General features: G+C 57.5%; 17 protein-coding genes and 1 tRNA gene. 10 read left to right on the top strand and 8 right to left on the bottom strand.

The genetic code is table 11. From position 1 onward, the window contains the following. Window positions 1-134 precede the first annotated feature (134 nt). From U1H99_RS27985 to U1H99_RS27970, 4 genes are all read right to left on the bottom strand, one after another. Window positions 135-212 (bottom strand) — tRNA-Phe (locus tag U1H99_RS27985). Then, window positions 194-1,207, bottom strand: coding sequence for a tyrosine-type recombinase/integrase (locus U1H99_RS27980; protein WP_323144891.1), 1,014 nt, complete (start codon window positions 1,205-1,207; stop codon window positions 194-196). The genes U1H99_RS27985 and U1H99_RS27980 overlap by 19 nt, the downstream gene beginning before the upstream one ends. Continuing rightward, a complete protein-coding gene (locus U1H99_RS27975; protein ID WP_323144890.1) occupies window positions 1,200-3,410 on the bottom strand; it encodes a S8 family peptidase in 2,211 nt (736 codons plus the stop codon). The genes U1H99_RS27980 and U1H99_RS27975 overlap by 8 nt, the downstream gene beginning before the upstream one ends. A 2-nt stretch (window positions 3,411-3,412) precedes the next feature. Beyond that, window positions 3,413-4,564, bottom strand: a complete 1,152-nt coding sequence (locus U1H99_RS27970; protein ID WP_323144889.1) for an AAA family ATPase — start codon at window positions 4,562-4,564, stop codon at window positions 3,413-3,415. A 421-nt stretch (window positions 4,565-4,985) separates the two neighbouring features. On the opposite strand from U1H99_RS27970, the gene U1H99_RS27965 reads away from it, so the two are divergent. Genes U1H99_RS27965 through U1H99_RS27950 form a run of 4 tightly spaced genes read left to right on the top strand, consistent with a single transcriptional unit; the run spans window position 4,986 to window position 10,148 of the window. Further along, window positions 4,986-5,633 (top strand): hypothetical protein, encoded by a 648-nt coding sequence (locus tag U1H99_RS27965; RefSeq protein ID WP_323144888.1) that lies wholly within the window; start codon window positions 4,986-4,988, stop codon window positions 5,631-5,633. Then, window positions 5,630-7,618, top strand: a complete 1,989-nt coding sequence (locus U1H99_RS27960) for a TnsB C-terminal domain-containing protein (protein ID WP_323144887.1) — start codon at window positions 5,630-5,632, stop codon at window positions 7,616-7,618. The genes U1H99_RS27965 and U1H99_RS27960 overlap by 4 nt, the downstream gene beginning before the upstream one ends. Before the next feature lie 10 nt (window positions 7,619-7,628). After that, a complete protein-coding gene (locus tag U1H99_RS27955) occupies window positions 7,629-8,606 on the top strand; it encodes an AAA family ATPase (RefSeq protein WP_288067471.1) in 978 nt (325 codons plus the stop codon). A gap of 9 nt (window positions 8,607-8,615) precedes the next feature. Beyond that, window positions 8,616-10,148 carry a hypothetical protein gene (locus U1H99_RS27950; protein WP_288067470.1) on the top strand — a complete coding sequence of 511 codons (1,533 nt, stop codon included), beginning with the start codon at window positions 8,616-8,618 and terminating at the stop codon, window positions 10,146-10,148. A gap of 76 nt (window positions 10,149-10,224) precedes the next feature. On the opposite strand, the gene U1H99_RS30240 is transcribed toward U1H99_RS27950, so the two are convergent. Both U1H99_RS30240 and U1H99_RS27940 read right to left on the bottom strand, forming a co-directional pair. After that, window positions 10,225-11,478 carry a tyrosine-type recombinase/integrase gene (locus U1H99_RS30240; protein ID WP_288067469.1) on the bottom strand — a complete coding sequence of 418 codons (1,254 nt, stop codon included), beginning with the start codon at window positions 11,476-11,478 and terminating at the stop codon, window positions 10,225-10,227. Beyond that, window positions 11,475-12,245, bottom strand: a complete 771-nt coding sequence (locus U1H99_RS27940) for a hypothetical protein (RefSeq protein WP_288067468.1) — start codon at window positions 12,243-12,245, stop codon at window positions 11,475-11,477. The genes U1H99_RS30240 and U1H99_RS27940 overlap by 4 nt, the downstream gene beginning before the upstream one ends. Before the next feature lie 918 nt (window positions 12,246-13,163). Here U1H99_RS27940 and U1H99_RS27935 point away from each other — a divergent pair. Continuing rightward, a complete protein-coding gene (locus tag U1H99_RS27935) occupies window positions 13,164-13,919 on the top strand; it encodes a hypothetical protein (protein WP_323144886.1) in 756 nt (251 codons plus the stop codon). 159 nt (window positions 13,920-14,078) lie between these two features. Here U1H99_RS27935 and U1H99_RS27930 read toward each other — a convergent pair whose 3' ends face one another. Continuing rightward, window positions 14,079-15,947 (bottom strand): sensor domain-containing diguanylate cyclase, encoded by a 1,869-nt coding sequence (locus U1H99_RS27930; protein WP_323144885.1) that lies wholly within the window; start codon window positions 15,945-15,947, stop codon window positions 14,079-14,081. Window positions 15,948-16,830: 883 nt separating this feature from the next. Here U1H99_RS27930 and U1H99_RS27925 point away from each other — a divergent pair. Next, entirely contained in the window at window positions 16,831-17,190 is a 360-nt protein-coding gene (locus U1H99_RS27925) for a response regulator (RefSeq protein WP_323144884.1), read from the top strand. A gap of 290 nt (window positions 17,191-17,480) precedes the next feature. Here U1H99_RS27925 and U1H99_RS27920 read toward each other — a convergent pair whose 3' ends face one another. Then, window positions 17,481-17,717, bottom strand: a complete 237-nt coding sequence (locus tag U1H99_RS27920) for an ATP-binding protein (protein WP_323144883.1) — start codon at window positions 17,715-17,717, stop codon at window positions 17,481-17,483. A gap of 633 nt (window positions 17,718-18,350) precedes the next feature. Between U1H99_RS27920 and U1H99_RS27915 the strand changes: the two genes are divergently transcribed. From U1H99_RS27915 to U1H99_RS27900, 4 genes are all read left to right on the top strand, one after another. Further along, window positions 18,351-19,988 (top strand): PAS domain-containing sensor histidine kinase, encoded by a 1,638-nt coding sequence (locus tag U1H99_RS27915; protein WP_323144882.1) that lies wholly within the window; start codon window positions 18,351-18,353, stop codon window positions 19,986-19,988. Window positions 19,989-20,056: 68 nt separating this feature from the next. After that, complete coding sequence (locus U1H99_RS27910) at window positions 20,057-20,341, top strand: response regulator (RefSeq protein WP_323144937.1); 285 nt, start codon at window positions 20,057-20,059, stop codon at window positions 20,339-20,341. Window positions 20,342-20,452: 111 nt separating this feature from the next. Then, window positions 20,453-21,610, top strand: a complete 1,158-nt coding sequence (locus U1H99_RS27905) for a sensor histidine kinase (protein WP_323144881.1) — start codon at window positions 20,453-20,455, stop codon at window positions 21,608-21,610. A 234-nt stretch (window positions 21,611-21,844) separates the two neighbouring features. Next, the gene (locus U1H99_RS27900) at window positions 21,845-23,941 is read left to right on the top strand and encodes a PAS domain-containing hybrid sensor histidine kinase/response regulator (protein WP_323144880.1); all 2,097 of its coding nucleotides are present in this window, start codon (window positions 21,845-21,847) and stop codon (window positions 23,939-23,941) included.

Raw genomic sequence — 23,941 nt, 5'->3', positions numbered from 1 at the left:
TGGACGTTTGGACGATTTGGTCGGATAAATGCGTTGCTCGAAGTCAACCGAAAATAGACCGGAGCTCCCACAATGACACGACCCCAGAACGAAAAGCGCCAACCGTAGGGTTGGCGCTTCTGCCGAGATGTTCTTGGTGGCGCGGGGGAATTGAACCACCGACACAAGGATTTTCAATCCTAGTGCTACTCAGCTAGCCAGTGAGCGGAGCCGCTTGCGTCGCCAGTTCATGATTCTCATCCTTGCCGTACTCACGGATCTGATCGAGCGCGCTCTGCCGGGTGTACGCCATGGTGGTCGTGACGCTCGCATGTCCGAGCGACTCGGCCACCACCCGGATGTCCCGGCCGCGCACGATCAGGGCTTTCGCAAAAGTATGCCGCAACCAGTGCGGAGAGACTCCCCGCAACTGGATCGCCTCGGCACCGCGGCCATCCCGCTCGAGAGATACGGCGACCTCCTCGAGCCGATTCTTAACGATCAAATATAAACTCTTGCGTGACGTGATGCTGGCCCAAGCGCGGAAATAGCGCCGCGATTTTGCTTCTGTCACCATGCGGCTGCCAATCGCCACGGGTTTCGTCTGCACCGACAACAAAAGCCCATATTCTTCACTAGCTTCCGGCACGGACGACAATCCGAACGCACTCCGGTACGCCATCAGTTCCTCGAACACCACTCTCGTCATCGGCACATCCCGCCCGGTACTGCCTTTTGCATGTTCTTCATCAACCTTTAAAATCCAGTAAGTCCGCGCCGTCTTCGGATCGGTCAATGGGTACACATCGCGCATGCGCACGCCGACGAGTTCGGAGGCGCGCAGTCCCAGCTCGCGCAGCGCGACAAACGCAAACCGATCTCGCGCGCGCCGGCGCGCCGCCGAGTCATCGGGGACGGGCAGGGCATCTAGGTAATCCAGCACATAGGCATACAAATCGAGGTCGAGCGATCGCTCGGCATTGATCCGCCGCGATTTACGAGTTTTTACCCGCGCCATCGGGTTTTTCCGGATGACCCCATCCTCGTGCGTCCAATGAAGTAAAAGTGGAACTTGGGACTTCGCCGATCCCATAGTGTCGATCAGGCGAAAATCCAACAACAGTCGCACTTTTACTTCATTTCTCGGTGAAGTAAATTTGGGACTCGTCGGATCGTAGGTCCCCACTATCCCACTTGCTCGAGCAGGAACCGGCAGTTGTTCAAACACGAATTGGCAGGCTGACCTGGGCTTGCAGTTCTTTTAGCCTGACGTGATCGGCAAGGATGCGGTCGTACAGGTCCAAGTGCTTCTTGGCTTCGACTGTGACAACCAGCGCGTAGCGAATCCAGTCGGCACCCGCGCCGATGGTGTCACCGCCTTCACGTGCGTTGTAGTGGATGTCGAAGCACGGTTCCTGCAGACTGGACCCGTAAAAATTGTCGCTCGCGTGGAGCACCGTTTCCCACTTGCCCAGGTCGCTACGCTGCTCCTGTTCGGTACGGAATGTTGAGACGGTAAAGAACGAACGAGGTTTCGCTTCGCGTCCGCCGAGCTTACCAGAGTGGGGACGGAACGTAATACCCAGACCCGCCTTGGTGTAGCTTGCCGCGTTCTCGACATCGACCGGACTGGCATAGCAGAACGTCGCCGTAATCTTGACCTTGCCTTCAAGTTCGCCGGTAGGCAGCGGGATCGGGGCACGTAAGTATTTGCCCGGGCGCAGGCGGCCCTGATAGATGATTCGCGCGACGCCGTCGCCGCAGGTGACGACGTTGGCCACCTCACTCGCGACGCGCCCCCAGCCGATTTCGTCGATGCCGCACTCGGCCGATCCGTCGACGGCATGGAGCAGCAGCGCCTTGATCGTGAGCGGATCGACGTCGGCTCCGAGGATAGCGCGCACGCCAATGCCGGTGCGTAGCGCGAACGGGGAGGCGAAGCTGGTACCCATCGTCGCCGCCAACTCGGGGCGCCGACCCGAGCGAAGCACATGAAAATACTCCTTACCGCAACCGCCGAACGCCACAGCGTCGGGTTTGCGCCGCCCAGGGCTACGCCCCGGCCCCTTCGCGCTGTAGGCTGCGCGCGCCCATCCGGCCCCGGAATGGTTAGCCGCCCCGATCGACAGCGCATTCACACTGTCGGCCGGCACCTGGATGCGGTTTAGGAACAGCTCGGCATCGCGCTCACCGTTGTTGCCGACAGCAACGGTCATGAGGGTCTCGCCATCGCTAAGAAGATTGTCGAGCACGGCAGTCCAGGCATGGACATCGGAGTCCTCGTACGGCAGATCCGGCCCCAGGCTGAGATTGATGAACTGATACTGGCGGGTCAGCAGAACTTCTTCAATGTGCCCGAGTGTGCGGTAGAGTTCATATGGGTCCTCCTCGTCAGAGCGCGCATCCAGGACGCGGTAGTGATCGACTGGCGCGAACGGCCGCGCCGCGGTGCCCCCTGGTTCGATAGGGCCAAACAGCACGGCGGAGGTCACGCCCAGTCCATGCTCGAGGTAGTCAGGCACATCAGCGGCGCCCGGATCACTGCGCTCGTAATGATTGACGTACGGTGTCAAGACGTGTTGTTCCGGCAGGCCGCCGTCGAGGATAGCGACTTTCGGCTCGCTCGACAGAGGAGCTGCCAGCGGCAACGTGCACCCGACAGCCACAGCGCTCGAGCGGGCGATCGGCCGGGCGCTGCGCACTTTGGGCATCGGACGCACCACCCGAAGCAATGTAAATTGTGCCAAGCCGTCGAGTCCACTGGTCGGACCTTCGACCGCCACGAACAGCATGCCGCCTACCGGAAACTCATACTTCGGATTGACCGTAAACCCATGTTGACCGGCGAAGATGGCAAATGCATCGCGCAGCGCCGTGCTCGAATGGCCGGGAGCGAGGTGCAGACCGACCTCGAACACCTTACCATCGTAGTCTTCGAACAGCTTGATTCGATCGACCGGCGTCATGCTGAAGAAATTCTCGATGCGGCGAAACTGGTCACCGGCCGGGGTGTTCGGATCGAGTTGACTGGCCAGGGTAGGCAAACGCGCGAGCGCCGAACGCGAGCCAGCCACAAAGAGTTCGGTCGTCTCACATTCAGGCGGCGCGTTCTTCCTTGTGTCCTCGCGCGGATGCAAGCGGATAGTGCGGCTGCCGATTGATACGAGACCTGTGTCGCGCAGGACTGCACGCGGGAAGTATGACTTCGAAATATAGGCAGGGTGCAGCTGCAACTTTGCCACGGCCAGATCGAAGGGACATGCCTCACGCGGCAGCCGGGCCAACTCAGCCGCCGCGGTCGCAATCTGCGGAATCAAGACCTGCTGGGCCTGCTCGAGGGTGTACGGATGGACTTTATTCGCAAACATCGGAGGCGCGCCGATGTCATAAGTCAACAGCTCGCCTTTGCCGATGATAAATCGATTGGCCATCTTCACTCCTTCTTATGTCCGCGGCCCTTCAAGGGAGAGGGGCCAGCATATTTACGCAACGTATCGCGGGCAACCCCGGTCAACTCCGAAATTTGGTTGTGCGACATCGCCCCTTCCTTAGCCAGCGAGATGGCCAGGTCACGGCGCGCGATCTTGTCCATCGCTCCGGCGTGGCGTACCGCCAAGTCGACGGCCAAACGAGATGGTTCTAGCTGATGAATGAGAGCGTTGCGGCGCATCGTAAGAATCGAGCGCTCGACGTCCGACAGGGACTGTCCCATAAGCGAGGACGCCATAACGCCGATCCAAGGATCGAACTGCTCGGCATCGCGGCCGAGGAAGCGGCGAATCGCCAGGGCCACCGCATCTCGGTCAGACATCTCGAACTGAAGGATCGCGTCAAAACGCCGCCAGAGTGCAGGGTCAATCAGCTCAGGGTGGTTTGTCGCCGCCAGGAGCAGCCCCGAATCAGGCCAGTTGTCCACTTCCTGGAGGATCGCGGTCACAAGCCGCTTCAATTCCCCAACGTCGGAGTCGTCGCTGCGACGTTTGGCGATCGAGTCGACTTCGTCAAGTAACAGCACTGCTTGGCTTTGCTTAGCCGACTCGAACACCAGACGCAGGTTGTTAGCCGTCTTGCCAAGAAGGCTGCTCATCACTGTCGTCAGGTCCAGCACCCACAACGGCTTGTCGATACGCGCGGCCACGTAGCGGGCCGACAGGGTCTTCCCTACACCAGGAGGGCCCACCAGGATCGCTGAGCGAGTCGGGCGAATGCCGTGCGCCTCCAGCTTGGCACGCTGGTGGTGCTCGCGCACGATGTCGTCGATCTGCTTAGAAAGATCTTCGGGAAGAATGGGTGCGGCCAAGCCCTCGCGGTCATCAAACACGCGCACTAGCGACTGCCGGGTGTCCTGATCCTGCGGCAGCAGCGGCTGGGCGTCAGCGGGCGCCGGCCCGCGCCGCATTACGGACGGACCCGATGCGCGAGTCTGGCTCGACTTGAGAGACTGATCCAATTTCGCGGAAAACGCTGGCCGAATCGTCCGGTACTTGCGCACAAGTTTGGCGAGATACAACCGAACATCCTCCACCGAACCACTTGCCGCAAGCCTCGCCAAATTGGCGAAATCCAATTCGAAATCTTCGAGCACTTCACTAGCCTTCACTTCTGCCTCCAAGAACCAGTCGCAAAACTGGCAAATTAATTGGCGTATTATATTTTCTAATTGAAGAAATCGCCAATTGTTTTTTGTGAAGAGTGTGGGGCTTGTACCGATCGGCGCGAAACATGGACTTGGCTCAGGGCCAGCAAGCGCTAACGCCACTATCAAGTCGCCCCGTGCGAGCGGACGCTGGCCCAGCGCTTACCACACTGTTCAGGTGCCGCTGCCTGCCGAGTCGATGTACTGGCGTGCTGCTAGCTGACATGATGATTTTGGCCACTTGCTAGATCATTACGGGTGCTCGACGACGTAAGATCCGGTCGACCATGTGCGGTAACGCACAATCGTGCGCCGGCTTCGTTAGCTCAAGCATATGCTTGGCTCGCACAATGCGCGCTAGGAGGCTGAGATGTCGACTGCACCACGCTTTGTAGAACCTATTGTGATGGATCGCCCACACAAGGCCCACCGCTTCGATGTCTATTCGCCCAAGCTGAGACGCCAGGTGACCCTGTTCGGTCGCAATGCACTGGATCTCTGGACGACGCTCGAGGGCAGTTCGCAGGTGCTGAGCTTCTGTGAGCGGCCCATGAAAATCCCAGGAGCTTCCAGGCATCGGTGCTTCGACTTCTGGACTCGCCGCGCTGATGGGGAAGAGCTGCTCGTGCTGCTCAGGGAAAGCGAGCGCAACGTGGCCAATTCGAAATCCAAACACAAGATCCTGGCCGATCTAGACGGTACCACGCTCGACGGTGCCCTGGTCCGCTGTCTCGATCCCGAATATATGGCCGACCACGCGATCGCCCTTGCCAACTGGGGCAGCATGATCCGCGATCTGTCGGCGTTCGAGCGATTCGTACCGCAAACCTTGAGCAAGGACTTGGCCACCTCCATCGCGCAACCAAAATCGATACGCCAGCTGCAGGAGGAATTCGCGCTTCACGACAGCACGACCATCAGGATAGGCATCTATCTGCTCCTGCATCGCGGCCAGGCCGTATGCAAGCAAATCGCGACGCACAGGCTCGGACCGGAACACATCATCGAGGCGCCATGAGCGAACACAGTTTGGAGCGCTTCGACCGCCGAACATTGAGTCTCGAAGCCCCGCTCATCGAGTTCTGGCCGTCCGCGGACCCGACACACCTACCGGACGATGAGCAGGATGCCTTTCACCGGTTGAGCCAAGCCGTTGCCGAACTGTTTGGTCAACCCGACATCCCCGTTGCGCACATCCTTGCCAAGCACAGCGTGGGGAAGTCAGCGCTGTACCGCGCCGCGCGCCGCTGCTTGCGCTTACACCCAGATGGGCGCATCTATGGTTTCCGAGCTGTGCTGCCATTTCAACATGTAAAAGACTACGAGCGGCAAACTGTGGTCGAGCCCACGCCTTACTCAACCTCCGGCTGTGCAGGCGCCTTTACCCAACTACTGCGAGATTACCCGAGCATCGAAAAGGCTCTTCGAAAGGCCATCAAGGCTCGAAGCAAGAAGGCCGCGCTCGGGCGACAGGTCCGCCAGCCCATCTACGACATCCACGCCGAGTTTGTCGCAGCATGTCGGAATGCGGGTATCACCGCCGAGCGGTATCCGCTCAACACCAAGCGCGTGGCCTTTCGCTCTCTGCACACCTATGTACTGAGGACTTCACACGAGGACTTTGCCATGGCTGTTTCTCACTCTGGCGGTACCAAGACCCGTGTCAGGGCGACCGACGACGTCCAGGCGCCGGCGGCCACACGTGCGTTCGAAGTAGTCGAATTCGACGGACACAAAATGGATTTGCGGCTCGACGTGCGGCTGATCGATCCTATGGGGATGGAGCAGGTACTCGAACTGCATCGCATCTGGATCATCGTCGCACTCGATGTGTTTTCGCGCGCAGTACTCGGCTACCACATCGCCCTCGGCATGGAGTACAACAAGGATGACGTCGCGGCCGCGCTCCAGTCGGCGCTGGTACCCGCGCCACCACGGACCTACACCATTCCGGATTTGCAGCTGAAACCAGACGGCGGCTTTCCGTCGACCGTAATTCCTGAAACGGCCTATGCCTGCTGGGATTGGTTCCGGATGGACGGGGCGAAATCGCAGCTGGCAGGGGACACACTGACGCGCTTGAACCGCATTGTCGGCTGCTGGACCGATAACGGCCGGGGCGGCGATCCCAATGCCCGCCCGCATATCGAGCGCTTCTTCCATCTCATCGCCCGCCACTTCGCACATCGGCTTCCGGGCACTGTCGGGAACTCACCGGAGTCGATCGAACGGGCTTTGGGCGAGCCCGAAGGAAACACTCGGCTACGGGTCGAGCTGACCGAACTGGAAGACATGATTCACGTGCTGATCGCCAATTACAACGGCACCGCACACGCTGGCGTCAGCGGGAAGACACCGCTGGAAGCCATGGCGTTCTCCGTCAAGGCGCAAGGCGGTTTTCTTCGCACCGTGCCTGCCCCTTTACGCAGCAACCTGTGCCTGATGCAGGAGGCGCGCGTCGTCGTGATCAAGGGATCCACTAGCAAGGGCATCAGACCGCACATCAACTTCGCGTACGTTCGCTATACCAGCCATGCACTCTCGGGAAATGCGGCTTTGATCGGGAAAAAACTGCGGATCTATTACGACGTACGCGATATTCGTGCTGTGAAGGCGTTCTTCGAAGACGGGGCCGAACTGGGGATATTGACGGCTGCGCGCCCATGGAACTTCACGCCACATTCGCTTCGTGTAAGACAGGAAATTCATCGTTTGACCGCTGAGCGAAAGCTGCGGCTCTATCCGGATGATTGCCCTACACGTGCCTGGGCAAAGTACAAATGGAAGCAGGCAAAAACCAGTACCCGTGCCGCAAACGGTCTCGCGAAAGTCAGGGACACTGTTCAGAACGACGTCATCGGAGACAGCGCCACCGACCAGGTTCTCGAGTCGAGCGGTACTGCACCTAATGTCGAAGTGACGCTGCAAGAGCCGGCCCAGCTACCGGATCCGGTACAGCCCAAACCCAAGGCGATGCAGATCCGTCGTACGTTCGTTTTTTAGGGGTGCTTTCATGTCCGAGTCCTTTGTTCGCCCAATCGATACCAAGCTTCACCCACTGATCCGGCATCAATATATGCTCGCCACGCCCAGCATCGATGCGCTGATGGCCAAGGTCAAGCGCCTCGTTCGCAACCACACACCTGGAGCGATTGTGTTCGCGGATCCGCGCGTTGGAAAGACCTACGCGATCCGCTACGTGAAAAACGCGTTATGTGACGAGTATCCCGGTGTAGTCTGCCTGAGCTGGGGAACAGAGAACAAGATCAAACCATCGGAGGACGCGTTCTTTACCACGTTGCTGGAAGCCGCAGGTCATCCGGAAGCACTCAAGGGGAATTCGACGCGTAAACGGCGCCGGCTGATCGAGCGTCTGACCGAACTTGTAGATGAGTCTGGACACAACTGGCTGATCATGTTCGCCGACGAGGCCCAGCGGCTGGGCACGATCGAATACGAGTGGCTGCGCGACGTGCACGATTGCCTCGAGCGCAAGGGCATCCGGATGATCACGCTGCTGGTCGGGCAGCCGCAGCTGCTGAACCAGAAGTCGGCGTTCAGGCAGAGTAGTCAGAGCCAGATTATCCTGCGATTCATGGTGGGTGAGTTGCGGTTTGACGGCTTGACCGACGCCGACAGTATCGCGACGTGTCTGCAAGGTTATGACGAAGCGACTTTCCCGGAAAACAGCGACTGGACGTACACCCGCTTCTTTTTTCCACGCGCTTATGCAAACGGATTTCGGCTAGTCGACCAGGCGCTTTCTGTCTGGCAGGCGTTCCAGCGCGCCCATTCGAAGGCGCTGCCAAACCTACCCATCGAGATACCGATGCAGTACTTCGCTCATACAGTCGAGATCGCATTGGAAGAGGGCATGAGTCTGGATACCGCCAACTTCGCTTTCACGCCGGCGATGTGGGACTTGGCGGTGGCGGAATCCTTCTATTGCAGTGCGTTGGAGGAACTGCACTTGGGCATGCCTGCAAACTGAGGACGAGCCATGCGTGCTGGGCAAATCATTCTCGACACCTATATGCCGCAGCCCCAGCAGTGGTGTTGGCGACGCGACTGGCACGTAAAGTGGGAGTCGGCCTGGACACTTTTCTGGAAGTTCGCATATCTCAATCAGATGGCCACGAGTGACCTAGCTCGTCTGGTCATAAGCCGCCAATGCGGCAAACGCTCTGCCATTCTCGCCAAGCCACAAGTCGATCTGCGCGACGGCGCTGTATTCGACATTGCGGTGCTCGCTTCACTCTTGCGCGTCGACCAGGGAACCGTTCGCGAGGCATTTCTCTTCAATATTGCACCCGGCAGCGTGCTCGATTCCAGCGATTGCCTGAGGTGGTGTGTGACGTGCATGAGTTCAGGGTTCCACAGTCCACTGTTTCAGCTTCGTCATACCCGTTCCTGTCCGCTTCATGGACAAATGCTGGTCGACCGTTGCCTAAATTGCAGAGGGACGATTCCATACAAGCTGACGAAGACGTTTAGTAAGCAACCCTTCACCTGCCCACATTGCGGCTTCGACATGGCACCGACAATTCGGGAGGATCGGCCAAAGATATTGCGACTCCAGGCGCATGAAGAGGCATTGCTGGCAGATCCGCTGCGCTTTCATCGCATCGCCGCAGGCGCCGAACTGATCAATACTACGGATGCTCGCAATCTCTTGAAGCACGCCGCCAGGTTCGGAATCACCGCTGTCCGGCACGAAGAAGTGGAAATCACATCGAGCTATGCAGGATTCCTCACCCAGGTATTAAAGGACGTAGTTCCGGGGGCGCAGGTCAAACGGCTTGGTGGACGAACGCAGTACATAACCAGGCATGAGTGTGGGTGTAGCCATCTTTGCGATTTCCACGACGACGAGGATAGTGACGAGGCGGACGATACAACGTCGCTGAAGACCGAATCCACGGTAGCGTCCGATTCGGCAGAGTGCCTTGCACGCTTGCTGGACACTTACAAAGCCCTTCGCAGGCACTTGTGGCGACATGTCCTGAAAAAGCACCAGCGTTGTATTCGTAGCGCGGCGAAGTCTCTCTGGTGGAACATGCATGGAAAATCGACAGTCGATTTCTGTCCGTATGCAATGGCATTCCTCCGGTGGCGCATGTTCTGGGAAGGCTGCTGCGCGCCTCGGTATCTGTATGTGCCGCCCACAAAGGAGCTGTATGGGATCGTTGGGTGGCATCTCGCCAGGCCCGAGACGATCCCGTCGCACTGGTCAAGAACAACGAAGGCCTGGGTTGCCTGCCATGTGTTCGCCGCCTCTGCCATGGATTGCTTTGGCGTATTGATGCGCTGGTCGGACCAGGCGGACGGCAAGGCAAGCGTACGCTGGGACCAACCGATGAGCCCCGTTAACTATTCGAGCCTCTGGGCCGTGGCAGGTCGCGACTGCAACGACAAGCCAGCGGTGGTCTATGTACAAAGCCCGCCGCCTGAGCGCCTGCGTACACCACCGGCGACGTTCACACAATCACACTGGCACTCACACCGCGCACAAATCGCTCAACTCGTTCCATAGCGTGTTCTGGCGACTTGTAAACCGAGAGAGAATCGCCTGCAGCGCCCGAGCGCCGCATCGCTTGATCCGGTCGAGCCTATCGTGGCGGACTCCACTGTGCTTCAAACGCCAAGACATCCGGCCGGACCTGTTCGGTTTGTCTGATCAGGTCAAGTGCCTCCTGCTCGGTATAGATCATCGTGGTACCGATGTCGCGATGGCCTAGCCAGGCGGCGACACTACGCATGTCTTCCCCCTGCATCAGCGCGGCTTTAGCGAAGGTATGACGCAGCCAGTGGGGCGATGCTTGCTCAAGCTGCGTCTTCCGATCATGATCGCCGATCGACTCGAGGAACGTCGCCGCAGCGCCCAAGCGCTGCTTCACGACATAGTACAAACCGTGGCGTGAGGTGATGGCTCGCCATTTGCCGAAGTCACGCCGCGTAGAAACAGTTTTCAGTGGCACGCCCCGGACGGTAGTGGCGTTGCGGTGCGTCCTTGGCGACAGTAGTAGGGGGGTTGTATCGGCAGGGCCGGGCAAGGCCTGCAGGCCGAACGCTTCCCGGTATGCTACCAAGGCCTCGAATACCTGCCGGGTGACAGGTATCTTGCGTTCAAGGCCGCCCTTGGCTGTTTCCATGGTCACGTGCATGATCCAGTAGGACCGTCCCGACTTCGGATCAGACAGTCGCCGGAACGCGCCCATGCTCGCTTTGACCAACTCGCTCGAACGCAGGCCTAGCTCGCGCAAGGCGATCAGGAGGAAGCGGTCACGCACATGCCGCTGCCGTGCTTCGAACGTATCTTTCGTTTGTTCTTCCATGGTCTCGAGCACCAGGTCGAACAGGTCGAGCGATACCGCGCGGTTGGCGTTGATCTTTCTCTCCGTTCCCGCGCCGTGAAAACCCATCGGGTTGGCCTGTATATAGCCGACTTCCCGCCATGCCCGAAACAGCGCGTGCACGCACTTCTGGATGTCGGAGCGGCTGCTTGCCGAGGGTACGCACCGAAATGGCGTGTATCCAGCTTCGCCCAGTTCGGCGTAGCGGCCGGCATAGTCGCGTTCACACAATGCGTGCTCAGGAAGCTCCTTCAGAAAACGATAAAAAGCGTCGACATCCTGGACAGTCCACTTGGACGGCAGGTTCATGCTTACGTTTTCACAATACCAGCGCAGTTTTGCCAGGTGCTGCCGGTACGCTGTCACGGTCAGAGGGGAATTCCGGCGTGGCCGGTTCGCGATCGCTTGCAGCCAGACTTCAGCGGCGTGCCAATCATCGGACACTACACCAAGCGCGTTGCTGACTTCCAGGCCTGAAGCAGGTACCAGCTGCCCAAATACGTTTGTCATCGAAATCCTTTGTTCCTTGCTTTGTCCTGTTCACTGACCAGCCGACGCATCGCGTCAAGCTGCTGGAGGTCACGCTGCCGCTGCAATTCGAGATCGACGCAGCGGTCTTTCCAATGGCGTACTTCGCCACGCACTTCCTCGATCGACATCAGGGCGAACCGCCGGTTGCCATCCGCGCTTTCCTGGACAACACGTAACTGCTCGAGAAGTTTATCGTTGGCCTGACGCTGGTCGCCGAGTTCGCGATCAGCGATCTCGGCACGCTGTGTCGAGAGGGCCAGGTTGGTAACTAGTTGGGCCGCGGTGGCGCGAAGGGCCCGTAATTCGCTTTCGCACTCTGCGAGCCGGTTCTTGAAAAATTCAACCTGGCTTGAACCCGTCGCTGTATCGGCTACCGGCAAACTGGCCAGCCGCTGGTCCAGCTCGTCGGCGATGACGGTTCGAATCGCCTCCGTAAATCGCTCGCGCTGAACGTCATCGAGTCCGGCGGCACGCTCGAGCTGCTCGGCAGTGTCCATGATGCGTGCCCGTTCGCTGGCGATAGTTGCAGTCGATGGTCGCCGCGCCGGCGCATAGGCGCGCAGGAGCCGCTGGTAGATCATCGGACTGAAATAGCTTCCGGTCGCGTCGTGTACGGCCTCGATAAAGGCGCCGACGAAGGGACGATGGTTACTGGTGTCGAGAGGAATGTCCTGGTCGAGCACCGCAACGCGCTGGGCGATGCGGCGGGCTTGATCGTCGGGCAGGCGGAAAGGGGGGCGGCTCATCGGGTCCAGTTAAACAAAACGTACAGGTATCATAACAGGTATATTTATGACTTACAATTTATACTACTCAACATAGCCCGCGTTATGTTGAGTAGATTTGCCGAACGGTTTCAGCGTTTCACGGGCGCGTTTTCGCGACCGAGACCTGACGGGAACTGTGGACGAATAATAAAGTCGGACACAAAACAATAAAGTTCGACACAAAACAATAATGTTTGACACAAGAGGCCGAGGCAGAGATCCTCTCAGGAACTTCCGCTTTCGGCCAGAAGCGGTCTTTCAGAAAAATTGAATTGGACCAAAGACGAAGTTTCCGTTTTTGAAATCGCAACCCATAAATGAGGCATCTAATGAGAATTCCGAAGTCGTCAATAGCGTTTCTTTTCTTTGTCGCCGTTTCTGGATGCATGACTACTCAAACTACGCCAAACGTTGCTACAAAAATAGATGCTTCGTGTTCGACGTCTCCAGGCGGTGCATGCTATGCAGGGCCAGGTGGTCCATTGTATGCAGGTCCCGGCGGCGCAGCGTCTGCAGGGCCGGGGGGCCCAATGTATGCAGGACCTGGCGGTCCCATGTATGCAGGACCCGGCGGCCCACTATATGCAGGTCCAGGTGGTGCAAAAGACTCAGGACCGGGTGGAGTTGCCTATGCGGGGCCAGGCGGGGCTTGTTATGCGGGTCCTGGCGGTGCTTGCTATGCCACGAATGAGGCAAGTAGGCAGTGTCCCGCAATATGCAAGCCCGTGGCATCGGCAGTGCCAGTCACCAACTAACGCGATAAGTTCCCGGTAAGCACGGTCATTCCTGCGCCGTGCATTGGTGCCGAGCGAAAGTCCGTATGGGGCGGAAGCGGACGTAGCTCTAGGTCTGCAATCGGCCAGAAGCGGTCACCCAAGGTTGTTTCCCGAACTCATAATGATGAAACGATCTCTGTTTTTATTAATTGTTTGCGTGTTAGGCCTACAGGCACATGCTCGTGCGACGTCCGAAATCAAGCACTGGTTCACGCCACACGGAAATGGCAACTTCTCTGCAGCTGCTCAAGACGTGTGTAAGGTATCGTCCTCAGCACCTGGCGGCGAAATTTGGTCTCCAAACCATCGGCGCAAGATCGTGACGCGCCCCTCCGCTGACGGCGAGACGACAATATTTACAGTAGATGAAAACGGTCACGAATTCGCGATTGAAACGGCAGCGTGGAGCTGTCCCGAGATTGGCTGGTCTCCGACATCGGCCTTCTTTTTCGTCACTTACAGCGATGACGGCGCCGTGGGAACGTATCACGTCTCGGTGTATCGCATCTCTGCAGCGAAAATAGGGAAGATCGATCTGACCGGAGCAGTGCGACGGGATTTCCAGAGGCACTATCCGAAATGCGATTCGCCGGAGGAACCGAATATCGCCGGCGTTGCCTGGTCATCAGATTCGACGACGCTGCTCGTCGCGGCCCAGGTTCTTCCTCACTCAAATTGTGACAACATGGGGACCTTTAACCTGTACACGGTCGCTGTCTCCAACGGAAGAATCATCGACCGAATTCCCCAGCTAGCCGCCAAGGCTTCGTTTTACGACCTCCTTGGACAGGAGCTTCGTGCCGCTGATGACCACTGTTTTTCCAAAATAGGATCGTGCTGGATACCGGCCCTGCATCAAACCAGGACAAACAAGTAACTCCGCTGTCTGACGGCATTGGCAACGTCCGGTTAGGGTCGTTTTCAGACTGTTATGGTGACTGCTGGATTCCCACCTCGGCAACTTGGTAGGCTGGCTGAACGGCTGGGTTCCTTCGACTAATAAGGGCGCTTATAGGCGCCCTTTGCGTCTAACGCCTCAGCTTTCCAACCGGTTTCGGCCTGCTCTCTTGGCCCGATAAAGCGCGGCGTCCGCAGCCCGCAGTAGCGAGCGTGGATCGTCCTCCAACGGATTGGCTAGCGCCACGCCAATGCTGGTCGTAACCACGCGCAGCTGGCCCTCGATGTTGAAGGGCACGGCCATGCAGGCGATGATTTTGGCAGCTACGCCTTGAGCCTCCTCAGATCGACCAATATCTTCGAGAACGATGGCAAATTCGTCGCCAGACAGCCGCGCGATTGTGTCGGACTCACGCACGCATTGGCGCAATCGTCGGCTGAACTCCGTCAACACGCAGTCGCCGCCTGCGTGGCCCAGCGTGTCGTTCACTTCTTTGAACCGGTCAATGTCCAAATACAGGCAGGCCATGGCTGTGGCCGTCCGGCGGCAACGCGCCAGCGCAGTCACCAACCGGTCCAACAACTCCGCGCGGTTCGGAAGTCCGGTCAGGCCGTCGACGCGCGCTAAATGTAGTAGGCGCTTCTGGATCATCTTGAATTCGGTAATGTCGGTAATCATGGCGTAATAGCCCATTACCCTTCCTTCGCTGGTAAAATCCGGCGTGTATTGATGCTTGAAACAACGTGACTGTCCATCGACAACGTAGATCCGCTCGACATCCACTCGTTCGCCAGAAAGAGCCTGGCGCGCATCTTTCTTTATTGCTTCATAAACCTCGGGGCCATGCGTTTCCAAAAGCGTCTTCCCCAGCGACGCACCGCTAGGGGCGCCGCTGGGCCCGGTGTTGTGATACGTGTAGCGCTCATCAGCATTGACGTAAGCGACCCGCGCCGTCACGCTGTCGGCGATCATTCGCAGCCGGCGCTCACCCCGAGCGAGATCCATCTTGGCGCAGTGAAGCTGATCGATCAATTTGCGCTGCGACGCCTCGACGCGTTCAAGCCGCATGTATTGTTCCAACGCGACGCGGCCGCTGAAGAGCGCGACGATTAACGCCACGGCTAGCCCTACAAGCCCTGCGATAAAGTCCGAGCGCGAGTCGGCTGCCCATGAGTCGCGCGTGACTCCCACGACGACCATCAAGGGCAGCGATGCCACCGGAGTGTACGAAAAGAGCCGCCGCTCGCCGCGAAAAGGGCTGTCAGCTTCGAACGTCCCCTCGATGAGCACGGCGGGGTTTGGGCGCACCAACCCGGACAGGTCAGCCCCAAACGACTCCTCGAACAACGGCGCGCGTGCTACGATCATGCTGCCCTTCATAGTCAACGAGATGGACATCTCTGGCCCGAGCCTGGCTCTTTCAAACACGTCTGCGACGCGCTTGGCGTCCACCGGTGCGGCGATGACGCCCAGAAATTTTCCGGATGGCGACTCAACGCGACGGCTCAGAAAAAATAAGCGACGTTTAGACACATGTCCTATGGCTGGCCCCCCAACATGCAACTGATCCGCATGAATAACCGACGCGTCCAAAAAATAGGACCGGTCCGCGAAAGACACGTCTCGAACCGGCAATCCGCTGCTTGCGACCACGCCTTTGCCAGAGGCGTCGATAAACAGAAGCCAGTGGCGCGAGTCAGACGCCTGGGACGAGACGGCGAGCAACGGCAGCACCGCGTCCGGTGTCAACGCGCTTTCGTCAAGCGCCGAAATGGCTGAAGCAGAGATGCGCAGCGACTGGTCTACCGCGTCGATGATTTCGCCGACGTGGGCCGCCATGGCGCGTGCACTGTTTTTCGTGACCGCAGCGGCGGCTTGCCGGTCCGATTCATATTCAGACAGGACCTTCCAACCCAGCAACGCGAAGAGCAACGCGCATAGAATCAAATAACCGACCACCAATTTGCGTCGAAATTTTGTGTACCCTGCGTTTTGCTCTTTGATCAAACGCGGCTCCCCTGCTGTCGCCGGCAATCGTCAGGCCACCGCGAGGCAGCAATAGACTCAACGGGGTGAATAGGATGTTTTTATTTTAACAATTTCTTGAGCAGGCGGCGCGCGGCTGGCTCGCTATGCTTCAGAGCGTATGCTGCTGCGGTCGCACGGCAAATCCATAGGCAGCGCTTCGCTCGGTGCATCCACGAGCGCAGGATCTGGAGCTCTATAATTAATGCTCATAGCGACCGGATTGAAAACTGATCCAAGGCCTGCATCGTGAGACGCGCCGCTACTTTGTATGGCAAGCTATTGCCCGCTGCTTGGCCAGCTGTCATGCTGAGCCAAACGGATGGGTTGAGAGTTACCCGTTCTGCGCGTTTCCTGGCGACCGAGCAAAAGGCCTCGCGTCAAGAGGAAGATGAATGACAAAAGTGGGGCCTCGCTCCGCGCAACTGTTGAGCGAGACAACCCCGCCGTGGCTCTCCGCTACGGTTTTCACGAACGGAAGCCTTATCCTCCAGCTTGTAACAGGAAGAGTTCCTTTCTCGCCACGCAAGTAATCGAAGATCCCTTCCTGCTTTTCGCCAAGGATTGAGTTGTCATCGTTTCGCCCGCTCAAAGTAACCTGCTGTTTCACTTTTGGCATTGGAACATCGCTGTTTGAGCATCTTAATGGCAAGAAATGCCAAGCCATGCGATGGCCAGTCGATTCAGTCTTAACCTTCAAACAAGCTTTAGGTCAAGGCTAACCTAATTTTGATCTCAATTTGATCAATATGATGAAACGGATCTAATTTGTTAAGTCGGCCCGGCGTATAATGAAACAAAAAAATGGCTCAAAGAGACGTGTGTCAGCTGGCCATAGCCGCCGACAAGACGGTGGGGAGTGGAAATGGCTTCAATGAAGAAAATATTGGTAGTCGACGACAATGTCGACGCCGCCGACATGACGGCTGAAATTTTGCGCGTGTGCGGGTTAAATGTTTCCGTGGCGTATGGCGGAGCCGAAGCGCTGGCAGCGGTGAAGGCTGACGCTCCCGACGTCATCTTTTTGGACTTGGGCATGCCCTTCGTGGATGGCTTTGCGGTGGCGAAGGCGCTGCGGTCCGACGCGGCGTTCGACGGCTTAAAAATCATCGCCTTAACCGCTTGGGGCGATCAAGAAGCGCGAGAAAAGACGAAAGCTGCTGGCTTCGATATCCATTTGACGAAGCCAACGCAGATCGCGGAAATAGTCGAGCTCGCGAGCTAGACTCAATGCCGGGAGCAGACGCTTCTAGTGTTGTGAAGTCTGGGCGAGCAAGACCGTCCACTCGGTAATCGCTTCAACCACCCTTTCGCCGTTTGAAAAGAATCTTGATCGCGTCAATGCACTGCCCCTATCAGGTCATAGGTCTCGCGCGCCGTTGTGAGCATCGAGCGCTTCGACAAAGGCCGGCAATCGACGCGAACGTCGAAAAGGAATGTGGTTCCCAACCGCGGCGAACTGTCCACCGAGACGCTGCCGCCATGGCTTCCGGCCACGGCCTTAACGAACGGAAGTCAGATTCCCCAACCTGTGCCGACGAGAGGTTCCGATTCGCGGCGCAGGTATTCGAAGATCCGATCGTGCTGATCTTCCGGAATTGGGTTGCGTACGTTGTGCACGCTGAGCAGTAGCCGGCCTGGAATTTGGTGCGCCACGATCTTAACGGCGCCGCTGTCGCCATATTTGATCGCGTTGTTAATCAAGATTTCCAACACTCGTCGCATCGAGGTGCGACACCAACGTCCCGTCACCGACTCTCCTCTTGCATGGACCACGAAGCTCTGGTTCGCGCTTTGGGCATATTTAATCGCGAGTCTCTTGGACCAGGTCGAGGATGTCGAAACGGATCAGACGCAGTGGAATCTTCGCCGAGCCATGCAACGGCAAAGCATTAATCAGTTCGCGAATCATGGCGTCGATGTGATCGGCCTTGGCTCCGATGTTCGAGGCGAGGCTGCACCAGGTTTAAACCGGGCGCGATCGAAATAAGCTGGGCACCGTTGGCGATCACCGACAGCGGCGTGCGCATGTCGTGGAACAAGGTGCGCGGCGACCTTGTGGCGCAGATCCTCGTGAGTGCGGGTAAACCCGAGGATCGCCCCACGCGTGGGTGTGTTGATCGATCGATAATGGACCATTCGGGCTAGCCCAACGCCAATCGGTCCTTGGCTACTGTGGCGCTGGCTACGCGAAAGATTTGGTATTCGTGGATCTCTTGGTAAGGGTTTGGCGTCATCCGAGCCCGTTCTCTCCCAGCTGGCGAGGATGTCCAGGGCTGAGCTTCGATTCAACCGGTCAACGAATCACGTTGGTCTGCATGTGCTTTGCTTACCTCTTGTATGATGCGACAGGATCGATTTCAAGAGCACACAGGCTCCGAATGCATGAACACATCATCAGTTCCAATATTTACGTTTCTGGCCGATGGCGGTGAAACCGGCGCGTTGATGCGTGCTCACAACTGGTCGCTGTCGCCGCTTGGCTCACCCGAAAATTGGCCACAGTCTCTGCGCTCTATGGTCGGCATGCTACTCAATTCGAAGTTCCCGATGTTTATTGCCTGGGGGGAAGATCTTGCCATGCTATATAACGACGCCTACATCGAAATTTTAGGAAGCAAGCATCCCTCAGCAGTTGGCGCACGGCTGGAAGATATCTGGGGCGAGGTCTGGGTCGATGTACGACCCAATATTGAACAAGCGATGCGTGGACAAGCCGTCTACGGTGAAAATTTGCCGTTCACAGTGCACCGCAACGGATACAACGAGGAAGTATGGTTCACCTTTTCCTATTCACCGGTGCGGGACGAAAGCGGACAGGTCGGCGGCATGTTTTGCGCTGTGATGGAAACAACTGAACAAGTCCTGGCACAACAGCACCGTGCAGACGAGATTACGCGGCTGCAGCGCCTTTTCCAGCATGCGCCAGGCATTATTGCCGTCTTGCGTGGCCCGGAACATATCTTCGATATTGCGAATGACGGCTATTGCCGGTTCATCGGCCGTAACGACAGTGTTGGCAAACCAGTCAGGCAAGCACTCCCGGAACTGGAGGGCCAAGGATTCTACGAGCTTCTTGATCAGGTGTATACAACCGGTAGACCGTACTTCGGAAACGAATTGCCAATCATGCTGCAGCGCGAACCGAACGGTAAGCTCGAACAGCGATTCGTCAGCTTCATTTATCAACCGACTTTCGACCACCGCGGCGACATTACGGGAATTTTTGTCGAAGGCAACGACGTAACCGAATCCGTCACGACATTGAGGGCATTGCAGGCGAGCGAGCGTGAGCTCGTCTCTGCAAGCCATCGCAAGGATGAGTTTCTCGCTATGCTTGCACACGAGCTTAGAAATCCACTGGCGCCAATCGCAACCGCCGCTGATATGCTGAAGATGCTTGCCCATGGCGATCACAAGGTAGTCAAAGCCGCTGAAGTCATTGCACGCCAATCAAGGCACCTGACTGCACTGATCGATGACCTGCTGGACGTATCACGGGTTACCAAGGGGCTCGTCGAACTCAAGATGGAAGTGGTCGATCTGGCTGCAATCGTGACGAGCGCGATTGAGCAGGCACGGCCACTGATACAGTTCAAACATCAGTCGTTGGCCGTCCGTTATGAACGTGGCCATCCCGCGGTGACCGGCGACCGGAATCGACTTGTTCAGGTTATCGTCAACTTGCTCAACAACGCAACCAAGTACACGCAGGAAGGCGGTAGCATCGTTTTAACCGTTGATACGGCTGGCAGCCGGGTGATCATTGATGTGCAGGACAATGGCATCGGCATTTCCCCGGAATTGCAACCTCAAGTTTTCGACCTGTTCACGCAAGCGACACGAACGCCGGATCGATCGCAGGGTGGACTCGGTATCGGACTTGCGCTTGTCAAAACGATCGTGAAACTGCACGGCGGCGAAATCACTGTATCCAGTGATGGAGTAGGTACGGGCAGCAGGTTCAGGATTGCACTTCCCATAAGTGGCGCAAACCAAGTTAGCACGGTGAAACCGTGCTGATCGTCAACGACGAACCTTCGGTCCGCATGCTCGTCACGGAAATGCTGCAAGACCTGGGGTAACGCACGATTGAAGCGGCCGACGGCCGGACTGGCCTCGACATGCTGCGATCGGATGTACGTATCGACTTGCTTGCCAATGACGTTGGCCTTCCGGGAGACATGAACGGGCACCAGATGGCCGGTGCTGGTCGTAAGCACCGTCCGGAACTCAAAGTCCTGTTCATCACCGGTTATGCCGAAAACAGCTTGATCGGCAACGGCCAGCTCGAACCGGGCATGCATGTGCTAACCAAACCGTTCGCGGTCGACATGCTGGCACGGCGCATCAATGAGCTGATCTCGGCGAAGTAAGGGCTCGATGAACGTAAAATCCATCAAAACGTGTTTTTACGAAGCAAGCAAATCGCCTGACCAAGTAGTAGCATAACTTGCTCTCTTTCTTCCGCACTATTATCTAAACCCATGTCATTCGCCAGCGATCAAAACCAGGCTCAATTTCCGCTGTCATCCAACGGCAAGCGCATGCTGTCCTTACGCGACCACGTATTTGCGCTGTGGGAACAGCAGGTGCGCCAGCGCCTGCAGCAAGCTCGGTCGCTTCAGCACCCGATCCTAATCGATACGCTACCTGTGTTTTACGACAATATCGCGCAAAGTATCAGTCCTGCCTATCCGCGGGCGATAGCGACCGATGGCACCACCGTGGCGGCAGAACATGGCGGCGAACGTGCCCGTATCACGTCCTACGACCATACCGCACTCATCGAAGAGTATCAGCTCCTGCGATGGGCGATTTTCGAGGTTCTGCATCGGGAACAGGTCGTGCTCGACCATGAGGAGATGCATGCGATCAATGCGTCGATCGATGGCGGCATCCAGGAAGCGGTCGAGGCATTCACGCTGGTGCACAGCGGCTTTCGCGAACGTTTCGCGGCCGCCCTCACCCATGATCTGCGCGGCCCGATGGCCGCCGCTTTGACGGGGCTTGAAGTCCTTTTGTTAACCAATGACCAGGCAAAGATGAAGACGCTCGGCGCCAAGGCCATCACGAACATCCAGCGCATGAGCAAGATGGTCGATGAATTGCTCGATACGATGGCCTTTCACGGCGGCCAGGACATCCAGCTGTCCTTATCCGAGTTCGATATTCTCGAAGTGATCAAGGAGGCGCAGTCCGAGGCCATAGCGATCCACGGACCGCGTATCCACCTCGACGCAGGCTCGGTGCGGGGATGGTGGGATCGCGACGCATTGAAACGGGTGATCGAAAACCTGGTGAGCAACGCTGTCAAATACGGCAGCCGGGATACACCGGTGACGATTCAGAGCCAAGAAATCCACGGCCGCCTGGTCGTTACTGTGCATAACGAAGGACTGCCAATTCCAGCGCAGGAACAGGAATGCATCTTCCAGATGTACCGCCGGGCCGAGACTGCGAAACGCGGCGCCAAGGAGGGCTGGGGCATTGGCCTGCCCTATGTACGCGCAGTTACTGAAAGCCATGGCGGCAGCATTGGCCTGGACAGCAGCGTTGAACGCGGTACCACCTTCGTCATCGATATCCCTGCGGACGGCCGCCTTTACAAAAACTCGGACAGCTTGGCGCAAGAGCAGACCTAGTTTGCTACGTGACGAATGGCGGTCGGACGCTGGCGACGGTTGTGCAGCCTTCTGCGGCACTGATGCGACGATCGCGTTCAAAACAAGAGGAATAGGTGCACACCAGACACTTTTGCACCGATCAGTCGGTTTTTCAAGAACCGCCTTTGACCCAAGACTCAATACGCTTTGCAACCAATTTTCGGATGGAAGGTCGATTCAACCCATTATGCTTCTCGTTTGCGCCATCGCCCGATGCCGCCAGTCATCAACCTGAATTCAGGGTGCGATCTCACGATTCAGCCCGCGATCACAACAATGCCCTTCTCCGATTCATTCTTTCAGGGTCTATTCGACGCCTCTCCCAATCCTTATCTTGTGCTTGATCGCGAGCTGAACATTGCAAGTGCAAACCGCGCCTACCTTGATTCAACCAACCGTACACTGGACGACATCGTTGGTCGATGGGCGTGGGATGCATTTCCGACTGATCCGCAAACCCTGCAACAGGCAATCGCTTCATTCGAGCGTGTAATCCGGACTAAAAAAGCCGATACCATGGCGTTGCTACGGTTCGATATTCCGCGTCCAGAAGTCGACGGTGGAGGCTTCGAGGTCCGTTACTGGAGTATCACACACTCCCCTGTCATCGCTTCCAACGGGGAGGTGGAATATGTCTTGCAGCATCCTATCGACGTCACCGAGCTGGAGAGGCTGCGAGAAGTCAGTCGCCACACTGTCGACGCGCCTCTGAATCTGGTACCCGCCCACAGCGGTATCTTCAAGCGCGCCCAGGACGTCTTTGAAGCCAACCTGAACTTGATGGCGGACGTCGACAGGCTTCAGGCACTGTTTCAACAAGCCCCCAGCTTCATGGCGGTGCTACGTGGACCTGATCATGTTTTCGAACTGGCCAATGCCGCAATGACCGAGTTGATGGGACCGCGCGAGTATGTGGGAAGGTCAGTGCGAGAGGCGATTCCAGAGTTCGTCGAACAGGGTTTCATCAACCTGCTTGACCACGCCTATCGAACCGGTGAGGCTGCCGTTACGTACGGCAAAGCGGCTCGGTTCGAACGGTCGCCAGGCATATTTTCAGAAAGGGTACTTAACTTTATTTACCAGCCGATCTCAAATGCGAATGGCGTCGTTGAGGGCATCTTCGTCGAAGGCAACGACGTTACTGAGCAATATACGGCCGAGCGCATGCGCCAGGAGCAAATGCTGCTCGAAGCGCGTCATAAGGACGAGTTCCTGGCGATGCTGGCGCATGAGCTGCGTAATCCGCTGGCCCCGATTACGAGTGCAGCGCATCTCCTGGGACTGAACCGTTTGGACAGTGCCGGCGTCATGAAGGCCAGCGGCATTATCGGGCGTCAAGCTGCGCACATGAGTAGCCTGATCGATGACTTGCTTGACGCGTCGAGGGTCACGAACGGACTTGTATCTCTCGAGTTTCTTCCTGTTGGTGTGGAAGGCGTTATCCAGGAAGCGCTGGAACAGGTCCGTCCTTTGATCGCCGCGCGTAAGCATCGTCTCGACATCGACATGCCCGACGGGGATACGTTTGTCTCCGGAGATCGCAAGCGGCTGGTTCAAGTGATTGCCAACCTGCTGACCAATGCTGCCAAATACACGCCCGAGGGCGGCCATTTAACGCTGTACATGACATCCAACGCAAGGCAAGTCGTCCTGCGCGTCAGCGACAACGGCATCGGTATGACGGCAGAGGTACAGAGTAACGTATTCGGCCTGTTCACGCAGGCTAAACGCACACCGGATCGTGCCCAGGGCGGACTGGGCATTGGCCTAGCGCTCGTCAAAAGCATCATCGAATTGCATCATGGCTCGGTCACAGTGTTCAGTGCCGGTCTGGGCCAGGGGAGCACGCTGACGGTGCAACTGCCACGCTTGTGTGCGCCGGTCATGCATCCGGCCATTTCCTCGAGCGCTACGGAGACGACTGGACCGCACCTGAATATTCTGGTTGTCGACGACAACATCGATGCCGCCGACCTGTTGGCGATGGCGCTACGCGAACACGGGCACAATGTGGTCGTTGAACACGGATCTGCCACTGCGCTTGAACGAGTAAAAGCATTTTCTCCCGATGCTTGCGTACTCGATATAGGCATGCCAAACATCGATGGCAATCAGTTAGCCCGAGAACTGCGCGTGCTTCCGGCAACACGACAGGCGCTGCTTGTCGCCCTCACTGGATATGGCACTCGTCATGATCGGGATACTGCGCTCGCTTCAGGCTTTGATCACTATTTTGTCAAACCGGTCGATATCAATGCGTTGCTGCAGCTATTAACAGGCGCGCGAGACGAACGGCGTAGCGATGACTAG

Origin of the sequence: Massilia phyllosphaerae (assembly GCF_034659755.1) — a bacterium.
Classification (GTDB): Bacteria; Pseudomonadota; Gammaproteobacteria; order Burkholderiales; family Burkholderiaceae_D; genus Telluria; species Telluria phyllosphaerae.
Note: the sequence above shows the minus strand (reverse complement) of the source record. Positions and strands in the feature narration are given on the sequence as shown.